This window comes from Arcobacter sp. s6, assembly GCF_040884245.1.
In the GTDB taxonomy this organism is placed as follows: Bacteria; Campylobacterota; Campylobacteria; order Campylobacterales; family Arcobacteraceae; genus Aliarcobacter.
This window is the reverse complement of the sequence record NZ_JBEVTN010000006.1, coordinates 93,674-114,755: the sequence shown is the minus strand read 5'-3', so window position 1 is coordinate 114,755 and position 21,082 is coordinate 93,674. Positions and strand designations below refer to the sequence as shown.

Annotated in this window: 17 protein-coding genes; 9 read left to right on the top strand and 8 right to left on the bottom strand. The window is 26.8% G+C overall.

Annotated features, from left to right (window positions below; all coding sequences use genetic code 11):
* Window position 1: 1 nt before the first annotated feature.
* Both lon and ABVS04_RS05010 read right to left on the bottom strand, forming a co-directional pair.
* On the bottom strand, window positions 2-2,422 hold the full coding sequence (lon, locus tag ABVS04_RS05015) for an endopeptidase La (protein WP_368029573.1): 2,421 nt from the start codon (window positions 2,420-2,422) through the stop codon (window positions 2-4).
* Between the two features lie 41 nt (window positions 2,423-2,463).
* A complete protein-coding gene (locus ABVS04_RS05010) occupies window positions 2,464-3,117 on the bottom strand; it encodes an outer membrane protein assembly factor BamD (RefSeq protein WP_368029572.1) in 654 nt (217 codons plus the stop codon).
* Window positions 3,118-3,211: 94 nt separating this feature from the next.
* On the opposite strand from ABVS04_RS05010, the gene ABVS04_RS05005 reads away from it, so the two are divergent.
* From ABVS04_RS05005 to ABVS04_RS04990, 4 genes are read left to right on the top strand one after another with little or no spacing between them, the layout of a single operon-like run.
* Window positions 3,212-3,976: a pyrroline-5-carboxylate reductase gene (locus ABVS04_RS05005; RefSeq protein WP_368029571.1), complete on the top strand. Its 765-nt coding sequence runs from the start codon at window positions 3,212-3,214 to the stop codon at window positions 3,974-3,976.
* Window positions 3,963-4,250, top strand: coding sequence for a prepilin-type N-terminal cleavage/methylation domain-containing protein (locus ABVS04_RS05000; RefSeq protein ID WP_368029570.1), 288 nt, complete (start codon window positions 3,963-3,965; stop codon window positions 4,248-4,250). Before ABVS04_RS05005 ends, ABVS04_RS05000 begins: the two co-directional genes overlap by 14 nt.
* Window positions 4,240-4,581 (top strand): hypothetical protein, encoded by a 342-nt coding sequence (locus ABVS04_RS04995; RefSeq protein ID WP_368029569.1) that lies wholly within the window; start codon window positions 4,240-4,242, stop codon window positions 4,579-4,581. The genes ABVS04_RS05000 and ABVS04_RS04995 overlap by 11 nt, the downstream gene beginning before the upstream one ends.
* Complete coding sequence (locus tag ABVS04_RS04990; RefSeq protein ID WP_368029568.1) at window positions 4,578-4,904, top strand: hypothetical protein; 327 nt, start codon at window positions 4,578-4,580, stop codon at window positions 4,902-4,904. Before ABVS04_RS04995 ends, ABVS04_RS04990 begins: the two co-directional genes overlap by 4 nt.
* Here the strand turns inward: ABVS04_RS04990 and ABVS04_RS04985 are convergent.
* Window positions 4,894-5,493 carry a non-canonical purine NTP pyrophosphatase gene (locus ABVS04_RS04985; RefSeq protein ID WP_368029567.1) on the bottom strand — a complete coding sequence of 200 codons (600 nt, stop codon included), beginning with the start codon at window positions 5,491-5,493 and terminating at the stop codon, window positions 4,894-4,896. The two genes, ABVS04_RS04990 and ABVS04_RS04985, sit on opposite strands and share 11 nt — an antisense overlap.
* A gap of 76 nt (window positions 5,494-5,569) precedes the next feature.
* Here ABVS04_RS04985 and ABVS04_RS04980 point away from each other — a divergent pair, with 76 nt between their 5' ends.
* From ABVS04_RS04980 to ABVS04_RS04970, 3 genes are read left to right on the top strand one after another with little or no spacing between them, the layout of a single operon-like run.
* Entirely contained in the window at window positions 5,570-6,880 is a 1,311-nt protein-coding gene (locus tag ABVS04_RS04980) for an MFS transporter (RefSeq protein ID WP_368029566.1), read from the top strand.
* A 54-nt stretch (window positions 6,881-6,934) separates the two neighbouring features.
* A complete protein-coding gene (locus tag ABVS04_RS04975; RefSeq protein ID WP_368029565.1) occupies window positions 6,935-7,576 on the top strand; it encodes a transglutaminase-like cysteine peptidase in 642 nt (213 codons plus the stop codon).
* Between the two features lie 12 nt (window positions 7,577-7,588).
* Window positions 7,589-9,814 carry an EAL domain-containing protein gene (locus tag ABVS04_RS04970; protein ID WP_368029564.1) on the top strand — a complete coding sequence of 742 codons (2,226 nt, stop codon included), beginning with the start codon at window positions 7,589-7,591 and terminating at the stop codon, window positions 9,812-9,814.
* 29 nt (window positions 9,815-9,843) lie between these two features.
* On the opposite strand, the gene ABVS04_RS04965 is transcribed toward ABVS04_RS04970, so the two are convergent.
* Both ABVS04_RS04965 and modA read right to left on the bottom strand, forming a co-directional pair.
* A complete protein-coding gene (locus ABVS04_RS04965) occupies window positions 9,844-12,159 on the bottom strand; it encodes a response regulator (RefSeq protein WP_368029563.1) in 2,316 nt (771 codons plus the stop codon).
* Window positions 12,160-12,951 (bottom strand): molybdate ABC transporter substrate-binding protein, encoded by a 792-nt coding sequence (gene modA / locus ABVS04_RS04960; RefSeq protein ID WP_368029562.1) that lies wholly within the window; start codon window positions 12,949-12,951, stop codon window positions 12,160-12,162.
* 143 nt (window positions 12,952-13,094) lie between these two features.
* Here modA and ABVS04_RS04955 point away from each other — a divergent pair, with 143 nt between their 5' ends.
* The gene (locus tag ABVS04_RS04955) at window positions 13,095-16,196 is read left to right on the top strand and encodes an efflux RND transporter permease subunit (protein WP_368029561.1); all 3,102 of its coding nucleotides are present in this window, start codon (window positions 13,095-13,097) and stop codon (window positions 16,194-16,196) included.
* Window positions 16,197-16,209: 13 nt separating this feature from the next.
* On the opposite strand, the gene ABVS04_RS04950 is transcribed toward ABVS04_RS04955, so the two are convergent.
* A complete protein-coding gene (locus ABVS04_RS04950) occupies window positions 16,210-16,971 on the bottom strand; it encodes a hypothetical protein (protein ID WP_368029560.1) in 762 nt (253 codons plus the stop codon).
* 131 nt (window positions 16,972-17,102) lie between these two features.
* On the opposite strand from ABVS04_RS04950, the gene ABVS04_RS04945 reads away from it, so the two are divergent.
* Entirely contained in the window at window positions 17,103-17,525 is a 423-nt protein-coding gene (locus ABVS04_RS04945; RefSeq protein ID WP_368029559.1) for a peptidylprolyl isomerase, read from the top strand.
* Window positions 17,526-17,761: 236 nt separating this feature from the next.
* On the opposite strand, the gene ABVS04_RS04940 is transcribed toward ABVS04_RS04945, so the two are convergent.
* The gene (locus ABVS04_RS04940) at window positions 17,762-18,238 is read right to left on the bottom strand and encodes a hypothetical protein (protein ID WP_368029558.1); all 477 of its coding nucleotides are present in this window, start codon (window positions 18,236-18,238) and stop codon (window positions 17,762-17,764) included.
* A gap of 140 nt (window positions 18,239-18,378) precedes the next feature.
* A complete protein-coding gene (locus ABVS04_RS04935) occupies window positions 18,379-21,042 on the bottom strand; it encodes a valine--tRNA ligase (RefSeq protein WP_368029557.1) in 2,664 nt (887 codons plus the stop codon).
* Between the last annotated feature and the right edge of the window lie 40 nt (window positions 21,043-21,082).

Here is a 21,082-nt window from a genome sequence, read left to right as displayed (position 1 = left end):
ATCATAAAACCAATGCTTCTTTTAAAACATCTTCTATAACATCAACAGGTTTTATTTCCATAGCATCTTTTACTTCTTGAGGGATATCATCTAAATCTCTCTCGTAATTTTTTCTAGGAACTAATGCTTTTTTCATTTTAGCTTTATAAGCTGCAATTAGTTTTTCTTTTAATCCACCAATTGGTAAAACTTTTCCCGAAAGTGTAAGCTCTCCTGTCATTGCAACATCTGCTTTTATTGCTTTCTCACTTAAAATTGAAGCAATAGTTAAAGCCATTGTAATACCTGCACTTGGGCCATCTTTTGGAGTTGCACCCTCTGGAATATGTAAATGAATATCAAATCTCTTGTATATTTCACTTGGATCTACTATAGTTTTTTCTTCAAGCTCTTTTGATGATTTTGGAATAATTTCATTCTCAATTAATAAAACACCCTTATCAATAAGTACTTTTACAACAGAATAAGAAATTCTTGAAGATTCTTTCATAACTTCACCTAAGTTCCCAGTAACAGTTAAACTACCTTTTCCTTTTAACTTAATAGCTTCTATTTTAAGAACATCTCCACCAACTGATGTCCATGCAAGACCATTTGCAATTCCTACAAAATCTTTTTTATCAGCTGGGTCTATTTCAAAGATTGGATTATCTAAAAATGATTTTATATTTTTTGTATTAATAATAACTTTTGTTAAAGTTTCATCATTTAATATCTGTTTTACACATTTTCTAAATATTTTTGAGAAAACTCTTCTTAAATTTCTAACTCCCGCTTCTCTTGTATATTTAGCAATAATTAATTCAATAGTTGCTTTATTTAAAGAAACCTCTGTTTTTTTAAGACCATGTTTTTCTAACTCTTGAGGAATTAAATAATCTTTTGCAATATGATATTTTTCATTTGGAGTATATGAAGAAATTTCAATAAATTCCATTCTATCTCTAAGAGGTGCTGGAATTCTTCTAGCATCATTTGCAGTTGATACAAAAATAACTTGAGATAAATCAACTGGGAAATTTAAATATAAATCTCTAAACTCATGATTTTGCTCAGGATCTAAAATTTCTAACATAACAGCAGTTGGATCACCTCTGTGATTTGCTCCTAGTTTATCAATTTCATCTAAAACCATTACTGGGTTCATTTTCTTTGCATCAATAAGACCTTTTATAAGACGTCCTGGCATTGCTCCTACATATGTTCTTCTATGTCCTCTTAACTCATTTACATCTTCCATTCCACCAAGTGCAACTCTTATAAGTGGTCTTTGTAATGCTTTTGAAATAGAGTTTGCAAGTGAAGTTTTACCAACACCTGGAGGTCCTACAAAACATAAAACTGTACCTTTTGATTTTAGATCTTCGATATTTCTTTGTTCTAAAAGTTGTTTAACAGCAAAATACTCAGATATTCTCTCTTTAGCTTTTTCAAGTGAGTAATGATCCTTATTTAACTGATCTTCAACATTTTTTACAGAAATTTTTTCATTTGCATATTCACCAAAAGGTATATCTAAAACTTGCTCAACATAAGTTTGAAGAAGATTTGCATCAGGAGAATCAGGATTCATTCGGCTTAATTTTTCAACTTGTTTTTTAGTCTCTTTATAAGCCTCTTTTGGCATAAAATCTTTTTTAGCTTTTAATCTTTTTTTGTAAGATTTAATCTCTTCATCTTTTTTAGTATCACTACCAAGTTCTTTTTGAATAGCTTTAATTTGCTCTTTTAAAAAGTAGTCTTTATGTGTTTTTTCTATTTTAGAGTTTACTTTTTGAGTAATTTCTTTTTGAATTTTAAAAGATTCAATCTCTTTTTTGATAACTTCAATAATATCAAGTAATCTTTGTTCTACATTTGCTTGAGAAAAAAGTTTATATGCTTCTTCTTTTTTTACTTTTAAAACAGATGAAATTAAATCAGCAATTCTTGTTGCATCATCATTTTCTTCAATTGTTTTTACTAAATCTGCAGGAAATTTGATATTTAATCTTGATAATTTTTTTACATTTTCTATCAATACTTCAATAACAGATTTTATACTTTGCTCATTTGACTCTTCATTTCTTAAAATATCTACATGTGCAAATAAAGAATTATCATCAGAAAAATCTGAAATTTTTCCTTTTACTAATCCTTGAAAAAGTACTTTTATTTTACCATCTGGTAAAGATACTTTTCTCATAATATTTCCAACAACACCAACATCAAAGAAAGAATTGTGCTCTCTTTTCCCTTCTTTTCCATGTTTTGAAACTGCAACTACAACTAATTTATTATGTTCAATTGCATATTCAACGGCTTTAATATTTTGCTCATTACTTAAAAAAAGAGGAGCAATCATAAAAGGATATAAAAATATATCATCTTCTATTATTAAAGGTATAGTTTGTGGAAATTCATCATAATTTTCTAATTCCATTTAATTAACTCCTAAAAATTGTTCATATTTATTAAATATATTTATTCGAAAATTGATCTATAAAATGGTACGCTTACAGGTTCAATTTCACTTGGTTCAATCCAAGATTCTTTTACTTTTTGCTCATAAAATGCAACAGCTAACTCTTTATCTTTTCTTTTATAAAGATCAGCTATTTCTCTATTTATAGATGCTTTTGCCATTTCTAATCTTGCATTAATTGTATCAACTAAAGGCATATATGGTGAAGTTGAATATTTAACTTTAAAATCTTGAATTTGCACTAAAGTATCATCAATTAATTGTTGATCCCTAAATTGATATTTAAAACCTAAAAAGTTTGCTTTTATTTTTAAGTATCTTGCATAGTCTATATCTTTACTTAAACTAAATCTTTTAATATATTCATCTAAATAGAAGTTTGCAAGGGCATACTCTTCTTCATCAATATGAGCATTAATTAAAATTAACATAGCACTTGGAATAAAAGGTGAATTTCTATGTTCACTTTCTAAAGATGTGTACGTATCATCCGCTTCATCTAAATCATTTGATGCTATTTGTTTCATCATTTTGTTATACCAATAAACTGCTGGTTTGTTATATTCTTCTTCTGATTTAGAAGAACAAGCAGTAAATACAAACGCTGCGCAAGCTATTAATAATATATTTTTCAACCTAAAGCTTTTTATCATTTCAATATCCTTTCTCATAAAAGTGATATTCTATCTAATAGTAGCTTAGGAATTATCTGCTATAATTAATCCAAATAACTAAAAAGGTAATATAATGAAACTTACATTAATTGGTAATGGAATTATGGCTCAGTCATTAGCAAGGGGTCTTCTTAAAAATCATGAGATTGAAATCATTGGTAGAGATATTGAAAAACTAAAAAATATTCAAGAGAAAATGCCATCTATTACTATAAAAGTATTAGAAGATCGTGAAGACATAAGTGGAAAAAATGTTTTATTTTGTGTTAAACCTTATGCTTTACAAAGTGTATCAGCAAGACTTACTGGAAATGCAAATTTATTATTATCAATCTTAGCTGGAACAAAATTAGAAACACTAAAAAAACAAATAAAAGCTAAACACTATATTAGAACTATGCCAAATATTGCAGCATCTGTTCAAAATTCAACTACTACAATTACAGGTGATAATGAAGCAAAAATAGTTGCTATGGAAATTTTTTCAAGTATTGGACAAGCTATTTGGGTAAATACTGAAAATCAACTGGATATTGCAACTGCAATCGCTGGAAGTGGACCTGCTTATTTAGCATTAATAGCGGAAGCTTTAGCTGATGGTGCTGTTAAAGCTGGACTTGAAAGACATATCAGTACTCAATTAGTTCAAGGATTATTTTCAGGAACGGCATCTTTACTAAAACATACGCATCCTGCTATTATAAAAGATTCTGTTATGAGTCCAGGAGGAACAACAGCTGCTGGTTATGCAAAACTTGAAGAAGCAGGTGTTAGAGATGCTATGATAAAAGCAGTTGAAGGTGCGTATAATAAAGCGATTGAACTTGGTAAAAAATAGTTTTACCCTAGTTGAAACATTAATTAGTATTACTTTATTAGCAATCGTAGTAAGTGGATTTTTAAACTCCTCTTATTATGATGAAAAAAATCACAATAATTTTATGTTGTTAAACAATTTAGAAAATAAATTTAACACACAAAACTACAGTGATTTTTCAAAAACATCTACTTCAATTCAAATTGTTAAAAATAATATAAATATTGAAAATATTAATGTTTCAAAATATCAATTTGAAAATGAAGATATAAAAATCTATAAATATGAAAAATAGTTTTTCTCTTCTTGAAGTCATTTTAACCCTTGTTATATCAAGCATTGTAATAATATATTCAAGCTTTTTAACAAAAGAACTAATCTTAGACAATAAATACAATCAAAATATAGAAATAGCAAAAATAAATATCTTATCAACAAAGATATTTTTTGAAAAGCATAAAAATGAATTGGATTTAATAAATTATTCAAATGAAAATTTATATTTTAAAGGTTCATTATTATTAGAAAAAGTAAAAGAATTTTCATTAAATAATGCAGGTACTATTATAAAAATAAATATAAACTATGATGATAAAATAAAACAATTATGGGAATTTAAAAAATGAAAAAATCTTATACACTTTTTATAAGTATAATTTTAATAACTCTCTTTTCATTTTTAGCTATTTCTATTTTAGAAACAAAAGCTCTTCGAAGTTCAAATTTATCAAATCAATATTTATATATTCAAGGGAAAAATCACTTGGAATTTTTCAAAAAATATATTATTGATTCAGATTTAAAAGATATTACAAGTTTAGAAATAAAAGATGATTTTTTTAATATTATTGCAAAAATAGAGCAAAAAGACTCTATTTTTATTATTAATATTTTGGTAAAAGCAAAAGATTATGATATTTCACTTTATGAACAAATTATTAAAGAATAATATCCAATACTTTTTTAGCAAGATTTAAGGCTTTTGTTCTGTGAGAAAACTCTTTTTTAGTTTCATATCCTAGTTCACCTAATGTTTTATCAAAACCATTTGCTATAAACATAGGATCATATCCAAAACCACCCTCACCTAATTCTTTATTTATAACATTTCCATGCATCCAACCATGAACTGTATAAACTTCACCTTTATAAACTATTGCAATACACGCTGTATAAAAAGCTGATGTTTTTTCTAAATTATTTTTATTTAAGTTTTCTATTAATTTTGCATTATTTTGTTTATCAGTTGAACCCTCACCTGCATATCTTGCTGAGTAAATTCCTGGTTCATTATTTAGTGCTGGAACTGTAATTCCTGAATCATCTGAAATTACAACAATATCATTTTGCCCTATTTTTATAAGTTCATTATATATTGTTTGAGCTTTTTTAATAGCATTACCTTTGAAACTATCTTTATCTTCAATTATTTCAAATTTTCCTAAAATTTCACTAAATGCTATGACTTCATCATTTGGCATAAGTTTTTCAAACTCAGCAATTTTCCCTTTATTCCCTGAAGCTAGTATAATCTTCACTTTTTATTCCTTTCAACCTACTATTAACTATAATTAACTATAATCACGACAAATTATATTATGTTTAGGATTATATATGATTAAATCAGTTTTACCTCTTAGTTTGATTATCGCTCTAAGATTTTTCGGTCTATTTTTAGTTTTACCAGTAATATCAGTATATGCTATGAATTTAGAAGGCTCAACTCCAACTTTAGTTGGTATTGTAATTGGTGGTTATGCATTGACTCAAATGATTTTTCAAGTTCCATTTGGAATGATTAGTGATAAATTAGGTAGAAAAGGAACTATTGTAATTGGATTAATTCTTTTTGCAGTTGGTTCTTTTATTTGCGCTATTTCTTCAGATATTTACTCTTTATTATTTGGTAGGCTTTTACAAGGTGCAGGAGCTATTGGAGCTGTTGTAACTGCAACTATTAGTGACTTAGTAAAAGAAGAACAAAGAGCAAAAGCAATGGCAACAATGGGTATGTTTATTGGTGTTGCATTTGCAGCATCAATGGCAGCAGGACCAACACTTGGTTCAGCATTTGGTGTTCATACTCTATTTTACATCACTATGTTTATAGCCCTTGGTTCAATTTTTGTTTTATTAAAAATGGTTCCAAATCCACCACATATAACTCATACTTATAATAAAAAAGTTGAGATTGGTGCTGTGTTAGGAAATATTAATTTAATAAAAATGAATATAACAAACTTTTTACAAAAAGGTTTAATGACATTTGCATTTATGATTATTCCTATTGTTTTAACAAAAACTTACGGATGGCAATTATCAGATTTATGGCAAGTTTATATGCCTGCAATGGTGTTTGGATTTATTGCTATGGCACCTGCTGCTATTATTGCAGAAAAAAAAGGTAAATTTAGAGAAATCTTAATTATCGGAATTATATTTTTTGCACTTTCATACCTAATTATTGGATTTAGTCCAAATGCAACTATATTTGTAATTGGTGTTGTTATATTCTTTATTGGATTTAATATGCATGAACCAATTATGCAATCACTTGCTTCAAAATTTGCAAAAGTTCATCAAAGAGGTTTAGTTTTAGGAATCTTTAATTCAGCTGGTTATTTAGGAACTTTTTTAGGTGGAATGCTTGGTGGTATTTTCTATCAAAGTGTTAGTTTAACTACTTTAGTTATTGTTATTGCAATCATCTGTGCTTTATGGGCTGTATTAATAATCACTATGGCAAATCCTGCTAAGAAAAAATTTGCATATCTATCACTTAATGAATTTCATTTAGAAAATAGTAAAAATTTAACTAATGATGCTATTGATGAATGGTATATAAATAATACTGAAAATGTAATCGCAATTAAATATGATAATGAAAAAATTACAGAAGAAGAAATTAAAGCGCTTCTAAGATAACTTTTACTTTCAATAATAATTAGCTATAATATTGCTAAAAAAGGAGGAAATAAGTTGAAAAAAATATTAATAATATCTTTCACACTTATCTCCTTTTCTTCCCTTTTTCTTAGTGCCTCAAAAAATGTAAATATCAGTGACTCACAATTAAACTCAATATCAAAGAAATACGGTTCTAGTGGTAAAACTAGAGTTGAAGCTTGGGATGCGATGCTAGAATCATCTAAAAATGAATCCCTTCTAAATAAAATCAAAAATGTAAATGACTTTTTTAACCAAATTACATACAAAACAGATGCTGCTCATTGGAAGCAAAAAGATTACTGGGCTACACCTTTTGAGTTTATGGGTACAGGGGCTGGAGATTGTGAAGATTATGCAATTGCAAAATATTTTTCTTTAATAAAGTTAGGAATTCCTGATGATAAGTTAAGAATTACATATGTTATTTACAAAAAAGCGAATAGTAGATTTGAGCAAGCTCATATGGTTTTAACTTATTATCACAAAACAGGGGCAGAACCTGTTATTCTAGATAATATTAATAGAAAATTAGAATTAGCATCAAAAAGAGATGACTTAAAACCTGTTTACAGTTTTAACGCATCTGGTTTATGGCAAGCAAAAACAAAAGGTGATACAAGAGTAGGAGATAATAATCTTAAATCTTGGAAGAGCTTAATAGATAGATTTTAAAAAGGAAAAAAAATGTCTTTATCTAAACAACTATATATAATCATATCAATAATATTTCTTATGATTTTTACAGGTAATTTTATTATTAGTGTAAAAAATACTAAAGAGTATTTAGAAATTGAGTCTATAACAAAAGCCCAAGATACTGCAACTTCTTTGGGTATGAGTCTTAAAACTTTACTAAAAGATAAGTATGATCCTGAAATTGGATCTATTATAAATGCCATTGCAAATAGAGGTTTTTATAAAGAGATTAGGCTTGAAAACTCTTTTTTTAATATCCAAGATAATGATTTAATAAGAGCATCCAAAGATTTAGATACATCAAACTGGAAAGTATCAAATGTTTTAATTGATGAAAGAATAGGAAAAATAGAGGTAATTGGAACTAATGATTTAGAAAAAGAGTTACTTGCCTTAGAAAATGGGAATACGAAAGATAATAAAAATAATCTAGTAAATGAACAAAATCAAAAGACCTATGACTTCATAGCAAATGATTCATATAAACATGTCAAAAATGTAACTTTTAATTTTACTGCTACAAATGAAAATGGAAGAATAGTAAATACAAGTGCTATTCTTAATGTAGATAAAACTTTAGTTCAAGTTAGTAGAGATGAGAAATTTGATTATATTCCAAACTGGTTTATAAATATAATTCCAATTCACCTAGAAGAACAATCAAGTGAAATAAGTGATGGTTGGCAAACTACTGCAATTATTTATGTAAGTGCAAATGCAGGAGATGCTTACGCTAAACTTTATGATCAAGCAAAAAGTGCAAGTATTTATGCACTAATAGCTTTTGTAATATCTATGATGATTTTATTTATTTTTGTTCAGTATCTATTAAAACCTCTTAAAAAAATTGAAAAACTTGCAAATAGTATTGCCGTTGGTAAATTTGAAACAATAGAAGAACTTCCTTGGACAACTGAAATAAAAACTGTTGCACTTGCAATGAATGATATGTCTAGAAAAATAGAAGCAATTATTGAGAAACTAAATACAAATTTAGAAAATCTTACTAAAAAACTATCTCGTGATGAATTAACACAACTTGATTTAAGACAAAATTTTGAAACAGATATGAAAGATATGTTTATTCAAAAAAATACAGGTTATGTGTTTATTATAAAAATATATGAATTAGCAAATTTTGCAAAAAATCATACTAATAAAGAAATTAATGGTTTTATAAAAAAATTTGCATTAGTTTTATCTTCTACAAAATTAAATGAAAACTCTAAACTAACTGCTTATAGATTTTTTGGTTCTGAATTTGCAGTTATTGCTAAAGATTTCAATGAAAAAGATGCAAAAGAATATTCATTAATATTACAAAAAAAATTTGAAGAACTAGCAAGTGAATATATCAAAAAAGATATAGTGCATATAGGATCAACTCCATTCAACCAAATAGGAACAATACCTCAAATTTTACAAGCGGCAAATGAAGCTTATGAAAAAGCAACGCTCATAGGTCCAAATGAAATATTTATTGCTAAAGATGCAACATCAGCAAGAGATATGGAAGAGTGGAAAGAGTTAATATTTGATATAGTTGATAATTCAAAATTCAACTTAAAATATATAGGTAATGCAACAAGTTTAAAAGACTCATCAAACGAGATAGTAATGCAAGAAGCATTCGCTAGTATAAAAGATAAAGAAAATTTAGATATACCTATTGGTACTTTTGTATCAATTGCAGAAAGATATGGAAAAATTATTGATTTTGATAAAAAAATCATTACAAAAGTAATAAACAATATTTTGATTAATAAAATAAGTCATGATATCTCTATAAATTTATCTATTGAATCTATTTCAAATACAGGATTTATTTTATGGTTAGAAAAAACTATTGATGAACATAAATCAATTGCTAAACAATTAGTATTTTCAGTTACTGCTTATGCTGTTGCAAAAGATGTTGATAAGTTCAAATTTTTTGCAGATGAAATGCATGAACACGGAGCAAAAATTATTATAAAAAGATTTGAAAGTAAATTTATACCTTTAAATAATATAAAAGATTTCAATCTTGATTATATCAGACTTGCAAGAGAATATACAAACAATATTACAAATGATTCTTCAAAACAAAGTTTTATAGAGGCTATTGTAGATTTAACACATCTTCTTAACATTAAACTATTTGCTGAAAATGTGCAAGAAGATGAAGATTTAGAAACTATAAAAGAATTGAAGGTTTATGGGGCAAGTAGATAAAAATTCAAAGAGAAATCTCTTTGAATTTATTAATGTTCCCTCTTCTTATTTATATATAAATTTAAAAGAGCTATTAGCTGATTTCGATCAAATGGTTTACTCAAATAATTATCCATTCCCTCATCTATATACTTTTCTCTATCCCCATTTATTGAATTAGCAGTTAATGCAATAATAGGAGTATATTTACCAATCTCTTTTTCATATGCTCTTATATGCATTAATGCTGTTAAGCCATCCATAATAGGCATATTAATATCTAAAAATACTAAATCAAATTCTTCTTTTTGATATTCATCAACAGCCAGTTGACCATTTTCAACTATTGTAACATTCAAACCTAATTTTTGTAAAATAATTTTTATTAATAGCTGATTATTTGGGTTATCTTCAGCAACTAAAACTTTTGCCGAAAAACTCTCTTTTGATTCAATTTTATTTTCAATTTTTTGAGCATCTTTTTCTATTAGTTTTGATTCTGCAATAATATTAAAAATTTTTGAACCATAAATAGGTACATCTAAAAAATAATCCATTAAATGCTTCATTTTATTATCATTATTTATTTTCTCTAGATTTCCCACATAAACAACCGGACATTTAAACTTAGCTTTTCTTCTTGAAAGTTTTTCATAAAGCTGAGGATCGCCAAAACAAAAGATTAAATCCATTTTTTTGCAACTTTCAATATCTTCATCCCCTTGATGAATTCTTCCAAAGTATTTAACTGTATTTATTAAATGATTTCTAATATTTTCTGTATCTTCCATAATATTACAAATAGCAAAATCATATTTTAATTTATTGACATCTACAATACTTATGTCTTGAACTACTAAATCTAAATCAAAATAAAACAGACTTCCTTCATGCTCTTTACTAATTAATTTAATTTCAGAACCTAACATTTTAATAATATTTAAACTAATTGCAAGCCCTAAACCAGTTCCACCATATTTTCTTGAAATTGATCCATCTGCTTGAGAAAAAGGTTCAAATATATTTTTTTGATTTTCAATTGAAATTCCGATTCCTTCATCTTTAACAGAAAATCTAACACTAGCTGTATTTTCATTCAAATTTAAAAGTTTTACATCAAATGAAACCTTACCCTTTTCAGGTGTAAATTTAATAGCATTACTTATAATATTTGAAAGAACTTGTTTTAATCTCGTTTCATCACTAAAAACAAAATTTGGAATACTTTCATCTAAAGTATATAAAAATCTAATATTTTTTTCTTTTGTATTCACAGCATATAATTGAACTATTTGATCTAATAAATTTTTTAAATCGAAATTAGATTTAGAGATTTCATATTTTCCACTTTCAACTTTTGAAATATCTAAAATATCATTAATAATATTTAATAAAGCCTTAGCGCTTTTTGAGATAATTTTTGCTTTTTCTCTATGTTCTAATTGTAAATCAGAGTTTGATAAGATATCTGAAAAACCTATAATTGCATTTAATGGTGTTCTTATTTCATGACTCATATTTGCTAAAAATTGAGACTTTGTTTCATTCGCTTTTAAAGCATCCTCTTCTGATTCTTTAGCTTTTAAAGTTATATCTTCTAACTCTTTATTTTTTTTAACAATTTGTTTAATAACTAAAAATCCAAGTAAAAGAATAACTACTATAATAAAATATGTAAATATATTCTCTAAATTTTTATAATACTCTTTTTCATTTTTTATATTTTTTTCTAATACAGAAATATTTTTCTTACTATCGTATAATAGTCTATTGCTGTTTTCTTTCATTCTTATAAATAAACTTGGTATTTGTTTGAAAAAAAGTTCTACTTTAAAAATATTATCTTTAATAAACTCTTCATTTGAAGACTCTATAATTGAATTTTTTACTTTAACTATTTCTTCCATACTAATGATTTTTTCTTTTAACTCGTCCAATTTAGGAATTAAATCTATTGCTTCAAAAACATATTTTTTATCATCAACTTGAAAATATATCTCATCACTTGATATTGTAGCTTCTACTAAATTTAATTTAATTTGACTTTTTAAAACTCCACCATTTTGTAAAACTTCAATTGCATTTAAGATATTTTGAATTTCATCATGGATTTCACTTTCAATATTTTTTAAAGCTCTAGTTTTTGTTGTAATTCCCATTTTGTAGAAATTAGCTTCTATTAAACTTATTTCTTTTAAAATATATTCACCAATTTTATATCTAGAATACTCGTTTTTCACACTATTATCTAGATCTGTAAGTATCTTAGAAAATACATTATGAATTACAAGTATTCCAATATATCCAATAGTAAAAGCAAATAACAAAGCTAATAAAGCTTTAAAAATTGCATTTTTCCTAAACATTTAGAATACTACTTTATCAAAATTTTTTATATCTTCATCATCAAGAAAACCATATTTTTTAAATACTTCTCTACCTTCAGCAGATGAAGCATAATCCATAAATTTTCTACTTAACTCTTTATTTTGAGAACTACTTAAAAGATTAAACACAAGTTTTGACTTTTGCGAAGACTCATCATCTAGAACTATTGCTTCTACTATATCTTTGTTATTATCCCAAAAAGTTGTTGCATGCCAATTTAAAATCAAATCTGCATTTCCATTTTTTATGGCATTTATCAAATTTCGTGAATCAGGAACTAAAAAAATAGCATTTGACACAGCTTTTTCATATAATCCAAATTTAGTTAAAACTTTTTTACTAGCAAGTCCAACACTTCCACTTTGTTCATTTCCTAAAACTACATTTAAATTTTCATTTGTTAATTCTTCTAAAGATGCCTTAACATTTTTTGGATTCCCTTTTTTTACCACTAAAGACAATTTGTTATAACCCACAAATTTACCATCTAGTAATAATCCTTCTTTTATGAATTTATCTCTATAAGATGAAGAACCAGGAAGATAAAGATCCCCAACTTGACTTGATTTTGCACTATCATACAAATCTTGGCTTCCACCTTGTAGAATTTTTATAGTACAGTTATTTACTTCTTCGAAATTCTTCGCTAACTCTTTTACAGGTTTAACCATAGTAATTCCAACATAAAAAAGAAGTTCATTTTTTGAATCGGCATAAACAATTGTACTTAAAAATAAAATCGATAAAAATAAGCCTTTTAATCGTTTCATAAAAATCCTTTTTGTTTTAATTATAACAGATTTTAAATAAAGAAAAATAGCTAAAATCATTGTTTTATAACATGTAATGATAAAATATTAATATTTTATTAATAATTATAAATTATAATACTCCTTTAAATTAAAGGGTAATAATGTTTGAAAAAATTTTGAGATTTTTTGTTGAAAACTCTCGTATGAACTATACTTTATTTTTTTTAGTTTTTGCTATAGGACTTTGGTCTTATTCAAAAACTCCAAAAGAAATCTTTCCAAGTTTTGAACTTGATATGATTTCGATTAAAGGCTCTTATAGTGGAGCAAGTGTTGATATTCTTGATAAAATGGCAGTTACTGAAATTGAAGATAATATTAAAAATATTGATTCAATTGATAGTATGTCTACAATAGTAAGTCCTGGTAAATTTACTATTGTTCTTGAGCTTAAAAAAGGAAAAAACAAATATCAAGAAGCTGACAAAATTAAAGACGCAATAACTCTAATAAAATCAAACCTTCCTTCTGATATGGATGAACCTTCTGTAAATACTCTTGATAGAACTAGATCTTTAGCTGATATTTCAATCACATCGAAAAAAATATCTATTGATGATTTAAAACCTTTTGCTGATGATTTAAAAAGTAAACTTCTTACAATAAATGGAATAAATGAAATTACAGTTTTTGGCGATTCTGATAAATACTTTGAAGTATTACTTGATGAAAGAAAGATTGATGCATTAAATTTAAATAAAAGTGATGTATTTGCAGTAATTGGAAACTTATCATATATTTTTCCTATTGGAAAAATTGAAGATCCAAAAAAGCACTACTACATTTCTACATATAATGGTGCAAAAAATGCTGAAGATTTTGGAAATACTTTAATAAAAATTTCTAATAAAACTGTTTATGTTAGAGATATAGCAACTATTTCAAAAAAATATGAAGACTCGTCTACCTTATATTCTTTTAATGGTGAAAATGCACTATCCCTTGAAATTGTACAAGCAGAAACAGGTGATGCTATAAATATTGTTAAAGACATAAAAAAAATATTACCTAATATTCAAAAAAATAATCCTGATATAAATATTTCAATTGCCGATGACAATAGTGAAAGAATTATTGATAGGTTAAGTGTTGTATCTTCAAATATTATGCTAGGAATTATTTTAATTACAATTTTAGTTGCATTATTAATAAATGGAAGAATGTCTTTTATTATAGCTCTTGGAATTCCAACTTCATTTGTAATTGCAGCTGTTTATTTCTATTTCTCTGGATATACAATTAATATGATTTCTCTAGTTGGGGTTTTAATCGCAATTGGAATTGTTGTTGATGATGCGATTGTTGTAAGTGAAAATATACAACAACATATAGAAGAAGGCTATACTCCAAAAGAGTCTGCTATTATGGGTGCTAAAGAGATGATAAAGCCAGTTACTGTTGCATCTTTAACTACACTTTTTTCTTTTTTACCAATCTTATTAATAAGTGGAACTATGGGAGAAGTTATGAAGCTAATTCCAATAGCACTTAGTGCACTTGTTATTGCTTCATTGATAGAATCATTTGTTTTTCTTCCAATTCATGCAGCTCATGTTTTAAAAAGTGGTTCAAAGGCAACTTCTTGGGAAAAAGCAAATGCTATTTACAATAAGATTATTCATTTTTTTATGAATTGGAAAAAAACTTTTATAATTATATTTATAATAATCGTACCTTTTTTAACTTTTGAATTCATAAGTAATTCAAAGTTCCAAATGTTTCCAAAATTTGATGGAAGTGATGTAAAAGTTACACTTAAAGCAAATGCAAATACTACACTTGAAGAATCCTTTAAAATAGTAAGTGCTATTGAAGCTGATTTAATGAAACATAGTGATGAGTTTTATATTAGAAATATAAACTCAATAGCAGGCTATAGAAAAGATGTTGGGGACAATACAGAAAACTTTCCATACGCTATGTATATGACAGTTGAGCTTCAAAAGCTAAAAGCTATGAATATCTTAGATAAATATGTAACACCAAATTTGAGTCTTGAATATGATGAAGAAGGAAGAACAAGAGAAATAACTTCTGATGAGATATCAACAAAATTAAAAGAATTTATAATTAAAAATGATTATAAAAATAAATTTAACTTAGAAGAGATAGAAGTATTAGAGCGAAAAGTAGGACCTGTAAAAGCAGATATTAAAATTGGAATTGTTACACCTGATAATCAAAAAGCAATAGCTGCTGTTGAAAAAATAGATAAAGAACTAAAACAAATACCAGGTATAAAATCAGCATCAAACTCTTTAAAATTTGGAATTGATGAAATCAAAATAAAAGTTAATTCATATGGAGAACAATTAGGTCTCACAGAATCTTTTATAGGAAATTATTTATCAAATTTATATTTATTGAAGAAAAAAGCTGTTTCATTTGATGAAAAAGAAATGTTAGATATAAAAATTCAATCTGAAAATAAAGATGATTATGAAAGCTTTAAAAATACAAAAATACCTGTTGAAGGTGGCTCTTTTGTAACATTATACGAAGTTGTAGAATTGACTACTTTAAAAGCATTTGAGCAACTTTTGAAAGATGAAGGTATTAAAAATTTTTACGTTTTTGCAAATGTAAATCCAGATGTTATAACAGCTAGTGAAGTAATTAATAAAATAAAACCTTTATTGGATGAAATAGAAAAAAGTGGAATCAAACTTGTATTTAAGGGTGAAGCAGAAAAGAATGCAGAATTAAAAAGAGATATGTTGCTTGCAACTGGTCTTGCTTTAGTACTAATTATGCTTTCTATGCTTTATCTATTTAATTCATTTAGAGAAACATTTATCGTAATGAGTGTTATTCCTTTTTCTATTTTAGGTGTTTTAATAGGACATCAAGTTATGGGATTAAATCTTTCAATGCCTTCAATGATTGGAGCCTTAGGACTTGCCGGAGTTGTTATAAATGATGGAATTATTATGATGACTTACTTAAAAAAAGCAAAAGATATTGAAGAAATATTTGCTCGTGCAACGAAAAGATTTAGACCTATTATTATAACAACGGTTACAACAATTGTGGGAATGTTAACTCTTATATTATTCCCAAGTGGAGAAGCTGCTATTTTCCAACCAATTGCTATTGCACTGGGATTTGGTCTTGCATGGGGAACTATTTTAAATTTGATTTATTTACCAGTTCTATTTACACTAACTCATAAATTAAGAAAAGTCCCTAAGATACAATCTTAGGCATTTTCTATAATTAAAGTACAAAAATAAAGTTTTTTAGTGTCGAAAGTCCTATTTCAAAAGGTTCAACATTTATTTTTTTTAATGTATATTCAACATTTATAAGTATTCGTGAAAGTACGATTTCAAATGAAAAATTTGAATAATCATAAACACTCTCTTTTTCTAATTTAATATACTCTAGGTCATTGATGATATTATAATCACCCATATATTTTTTTTCTAATTCAATTTGCCAATTATTTTGCCAAGTATTAAATAGATATTCACCTTTTTCATTTTTTGCTGTTTTAATTTTCCATCTTATAACTTGCAAATATTTATGCAAATTTTGCATCTCTTCTTTATTATATGAAAAAGAGACAAATTGATGTTCCCTCTCCATTGCATAAGCTTTGAAGATAAGTTTATACATACCAAGTATCAATAAATCATTTCTATTATTCATACTTTTTTCTGAAAATGCATAATAAAAATAATCTTCATAAGTTTCTAACTTAACTCCATCTTGTACTATATGAATATAATCTTGATTTGTTGATATTTCATTTATAATATCATCTTTTATATCTTTGTTAAATGCATTAGGATTTCTCAAATCTAATTTGTTCTTATAAGTAATCAAAGATTCTAAAATTTCAGCTTTATACTCTTCTATTTGAGATGCAGAATTTGTTTGTGCAAGACTTTTTAAGCTAACTTTATTAAAAGCACAAGCTTGAAAAAATATAGATAAAAAAATCAAAAAAAAGATTTGAGAGATAATTACTTTCATGAATTTCCTTTTATGTATTTAATTGTTATTTAGTATACAATAAAAAACTTCATCTATATCTTGAATAAAATGATTATTTGATATTTTATTTTAAATACTATATAGTTCATAAAACAAAATGAAGGGGTAATATGCCTATACAAATTAATCAAACAGTAAAAATATTGTTTGAAGTAAGAGTTGATGGAGTTGTAGTAGATGGAAGTAGAAGTAATAAACCTTTTGAATTTCAATTTGGTGTAGGTCAAGTAATACATGGTCTTGAAAAAAGAATAATAAATATGAAACCAGGAGAAGCAGCTGATATTTTAGTTCCAGCAGCAGAAGCCTATGGAGAGTATGATCCAGCAGGAGTTCAAATACTTCCAATGAAACAATTTGAAGAAATTAAAGATTTGAAAATTGGAATGCAAATTCAAGCACAAGATGAAAATGATCAACCTATTCAATTTATTGTAAAAGAGATTAATGAATATGAAGTTAAAGTTGATTTTAATCATCCCTTAGCAGGGAAAGATTTAGAATATAAGGTAAAAATAGATTCACTTCTATAAGAAGTAAATTTTATATATAACTTATTTTAACTTCTAAATATCAAATACTATTTATTAAGATATAATTCTTTTATAATTATAAAAAGGAGTAAAAATGGCAAAAGGTAAAGATGTACAAAAAGCTGTAAAAAAAGCACCAACAAAAACAATGAAAGAAAAAAAAGCAGAAAAAGTAGCTAAAAAAAACTCTAAATAATCAGTACTTTTTTCTAAAAAATAAAGAGAGAAAGCTCTCTTTATTTAAGTTTATCTATTTGTATATTATTTAAAACAACCTCTATTTTAACAAATTTCAATTTATTGTTGATTAATTTAATTTGATTATTTACTTTTGAACTACCTGTTATCATTTCATTATTGTAAGTATATTTTTCTTGCGCTTGTTCAGAAACATATGCAATGTTATCTTTTATACTAATTTTTCTATCTAATATTTTATAAGAATAATTTTGAGTAGAATCAAAGCCTTCTTTTGTTTTTACTAAATATTCACCTTTAGTAAGTTTTGTTTTTTGTTTATTACCATTGAAATCAACATTTATTATTATATCAACATTTTCATCTAAAAGTTCACCTATTTTATTAACATTTTTACTTAATACAAATCTATCAGATTCAAGTAAAAAACTTTTTATTTTTTCTTGTGTTAATTCATTTGCTAAGGTATTTGTAAACAATCCCACTATAAAGAACATGCTTATTATATATTTCATTTTTCTTCCTTTTATTTATGATTTTACAATTTTTTAAGAGTATATTGTACTTAAATTAATTTTTACTTGCAATTAATAGAATTAAAAAAAGCCCCATCAAACAGACAGGGCTTTTCAAAAATCTAAGTTAAAATCTTTTCTTAACTCAACGACTTCAATTCAGCCACAACCTTAGCTAGTTTATCTTCAGCAAGGGCTAACCCTGCTCTATTTTCTTCTAAAACATTTGCAGGTGCATTTGCTACGAATCTTTCATTTGAAAGCATTCCTGATAGTTTTGCTATCTCTTTTTCTAATTTTTCTTGTTGTTTTGAAAGTTTAGAAATAATTGGTGCCATATCAATCTCACCTCTTGGAATATAAACTTCTAGGTTATCACTTACATCTGTGATTGAGTTTTCTTGCTTTTGTGTTACAAACTCTAGGTTCTCTACTTTTGCAAGTTTTTCGATAAATGGTTTTGCTGTTTTCTCGTCAATATTTTTATTGATTTTTATATATGCTTTTGCAATTTTTGAGTTACCCATATCTATGATAACTTTTGCTCTTCTAATTGCTGTAATTGCTTCTTCTATTATTGCAAACATATCTTCAATTTCTTGATTTTTTGCTATATTTTTAGGGAAAGGATTAACCATTAAAGATTCACCCTCTTCCAAAGTTGTTCCTGATAATTTGTGATATAAAAAATCAGAAATAAATGGCATAAATGGAGATACCATTTTTAATGTTTCTTTGAAAATTGCACCAAGCTCTACAACAGAGTCTTTAGAAGCTTTTGCATATTCAATTCCCCAATCACAGAATTCATTCCATACAAATTTATATAAAATAGATGCTGATTCATTGAATTTATAAGTTTCTAATGAAGTTCTTAATTCATCAACTGCATCACTTAATTTACTTTGCATATAAAGACCAAGTGGTGTTTTGATTTCAATATCTTTTAAATCAGGGAATGTATCCACATTTAACTGTAAAAAATTACTTGCATTATAAAGTTTATTTGTAAAGTTTCTAAATTGCTCTAGGTTTTTAGCACCTAATTTAATATCTCTTCCTTGAACACAAAGGTATGCAAGTGTAAATCTAATAATATCTGCACTATGCTCATTTACCATATCAAGTGGGTCAATTACATTTCCTTTTGATTTTGACATTTTAGCACCATGTTCATCTCTTACTAATGCATGCATATAAATATCTTTAAATGGTAACTCTTTTTTAAAGTGCTCTCCCATCATCATCATTCTAGCTACCCAGAAGAACATAATATCAAAACCAGTGATTAGTAGTGAATTTGGATAAAAATCTGCTTCATCAGTGTCGTTATAAAGCTCTTTTAATTTTCCATTATTTCCCCAACCTAATGGTGACATAGCCCAAAGAGCTGAAGAGAACCAAGTATCTAAAACATCTGGGTCTTGAGTATAGTGTTTTCCTCCACATTTTGGACAAGCTTCTGGATCATCTGCTTTATCAGCCCATTGATGATTACATGAATCACATGTAAATACAGGAATTCTATGCCCCCACCAAAGTTGTCTTGAAATACACCAAGGTCTTAACTCATCCATCCAAGCTGTATATGAGTTTATCCAATGAGCTGGGTGAAATAGTGTTCCATTATGCTCACCTGATGCTGCTCTTTGCTTTGTAGTCTCTTTAGTTTTTCTAATAGACTCTTGAGCCATTTCAGAACTTAAAAACCATTGTTGAGAAATAAACGGCTCAACAATATTTTTACATCTATAACAATGCCCTACTTGATGAACGTGATCTTCAATTTTTACAATATACCCTGCGTTTTCTAAAGCTTTTACGATAACAGGTCTAGCTTCTAGTCTTTCAAGTCCAGCAAACTCTCCACAGTATTCATTTAAAATACCTTTTTCATCAAATACCTTGATGAACTCTAAATCGTGTCTTTTCCCAACTTCGTAGTCATTTTGGTCATGAGCAGGAGTTACTTTTACAACACCTGTTCCAAATTCCATATCAACATGAGAATCTGTAATAACTTTGATAGTTCTATCAGTTAGCGGTAATAATACCTCTTTTCCAACGATTGATTTATATCTGCTATCATCAGGATGAACCATAATAGCTGTATCCCCAAAATAAGTTTCAGGTCTTGTAGTTGCAACTTGAAGTTCACCGCTACCATCTGCAAATTTATAAATCATATGATAAAACTTACCATTTATTTCTTCATGTTCAACTTCGATGTCTGATAGTGCACCATCGTGTGTACACCAGTTTACCATGTAATTATTTTGAGTGATATGATCTTCATTGTATAAAGAAATAAAAGCCTCTTTTACAGCCTCTTTTAATCCTTCATCCATCGTAAATCTTTCTCTTTTCCATGCAGGAGTAACACCTAGTTTTCTCATTTGGTGAACTATGTTTCCACCAGATGTTTCTTTTTGTAACCAAGCTCTCTCAAGAAATTTTTCACGTCCGATTTCTTCTTTAGTTGTACCTTCTGCTAATAATTGTTTTTCAACAACATTTTGAGTTGCAATTCCTGCGTGGTCAGTTCCTGGTTGCCAAAGAGTTTTAAACCCATCCATTCTTTTATATCTAGTAATAATATCTTGTAATGTAAATGTTAAAGCATGCCCTATATGTAAACTTCCTGTTACGTTTGGTGGGGGCATCATGATTGAAAATGTTTTTTGTTTTCCATTTTCATCAGCTTCTTGAATAGACTTATTTCCTTCTATTTCGAAATATCCTCTATCTTCCCATATTTTATAAAATTTATCTTCTACTTGTGATGGTTCGTATTTTTCGCTCATTAAAAATCCTATAATTTTTCTTAAATATTCGCGATTATAC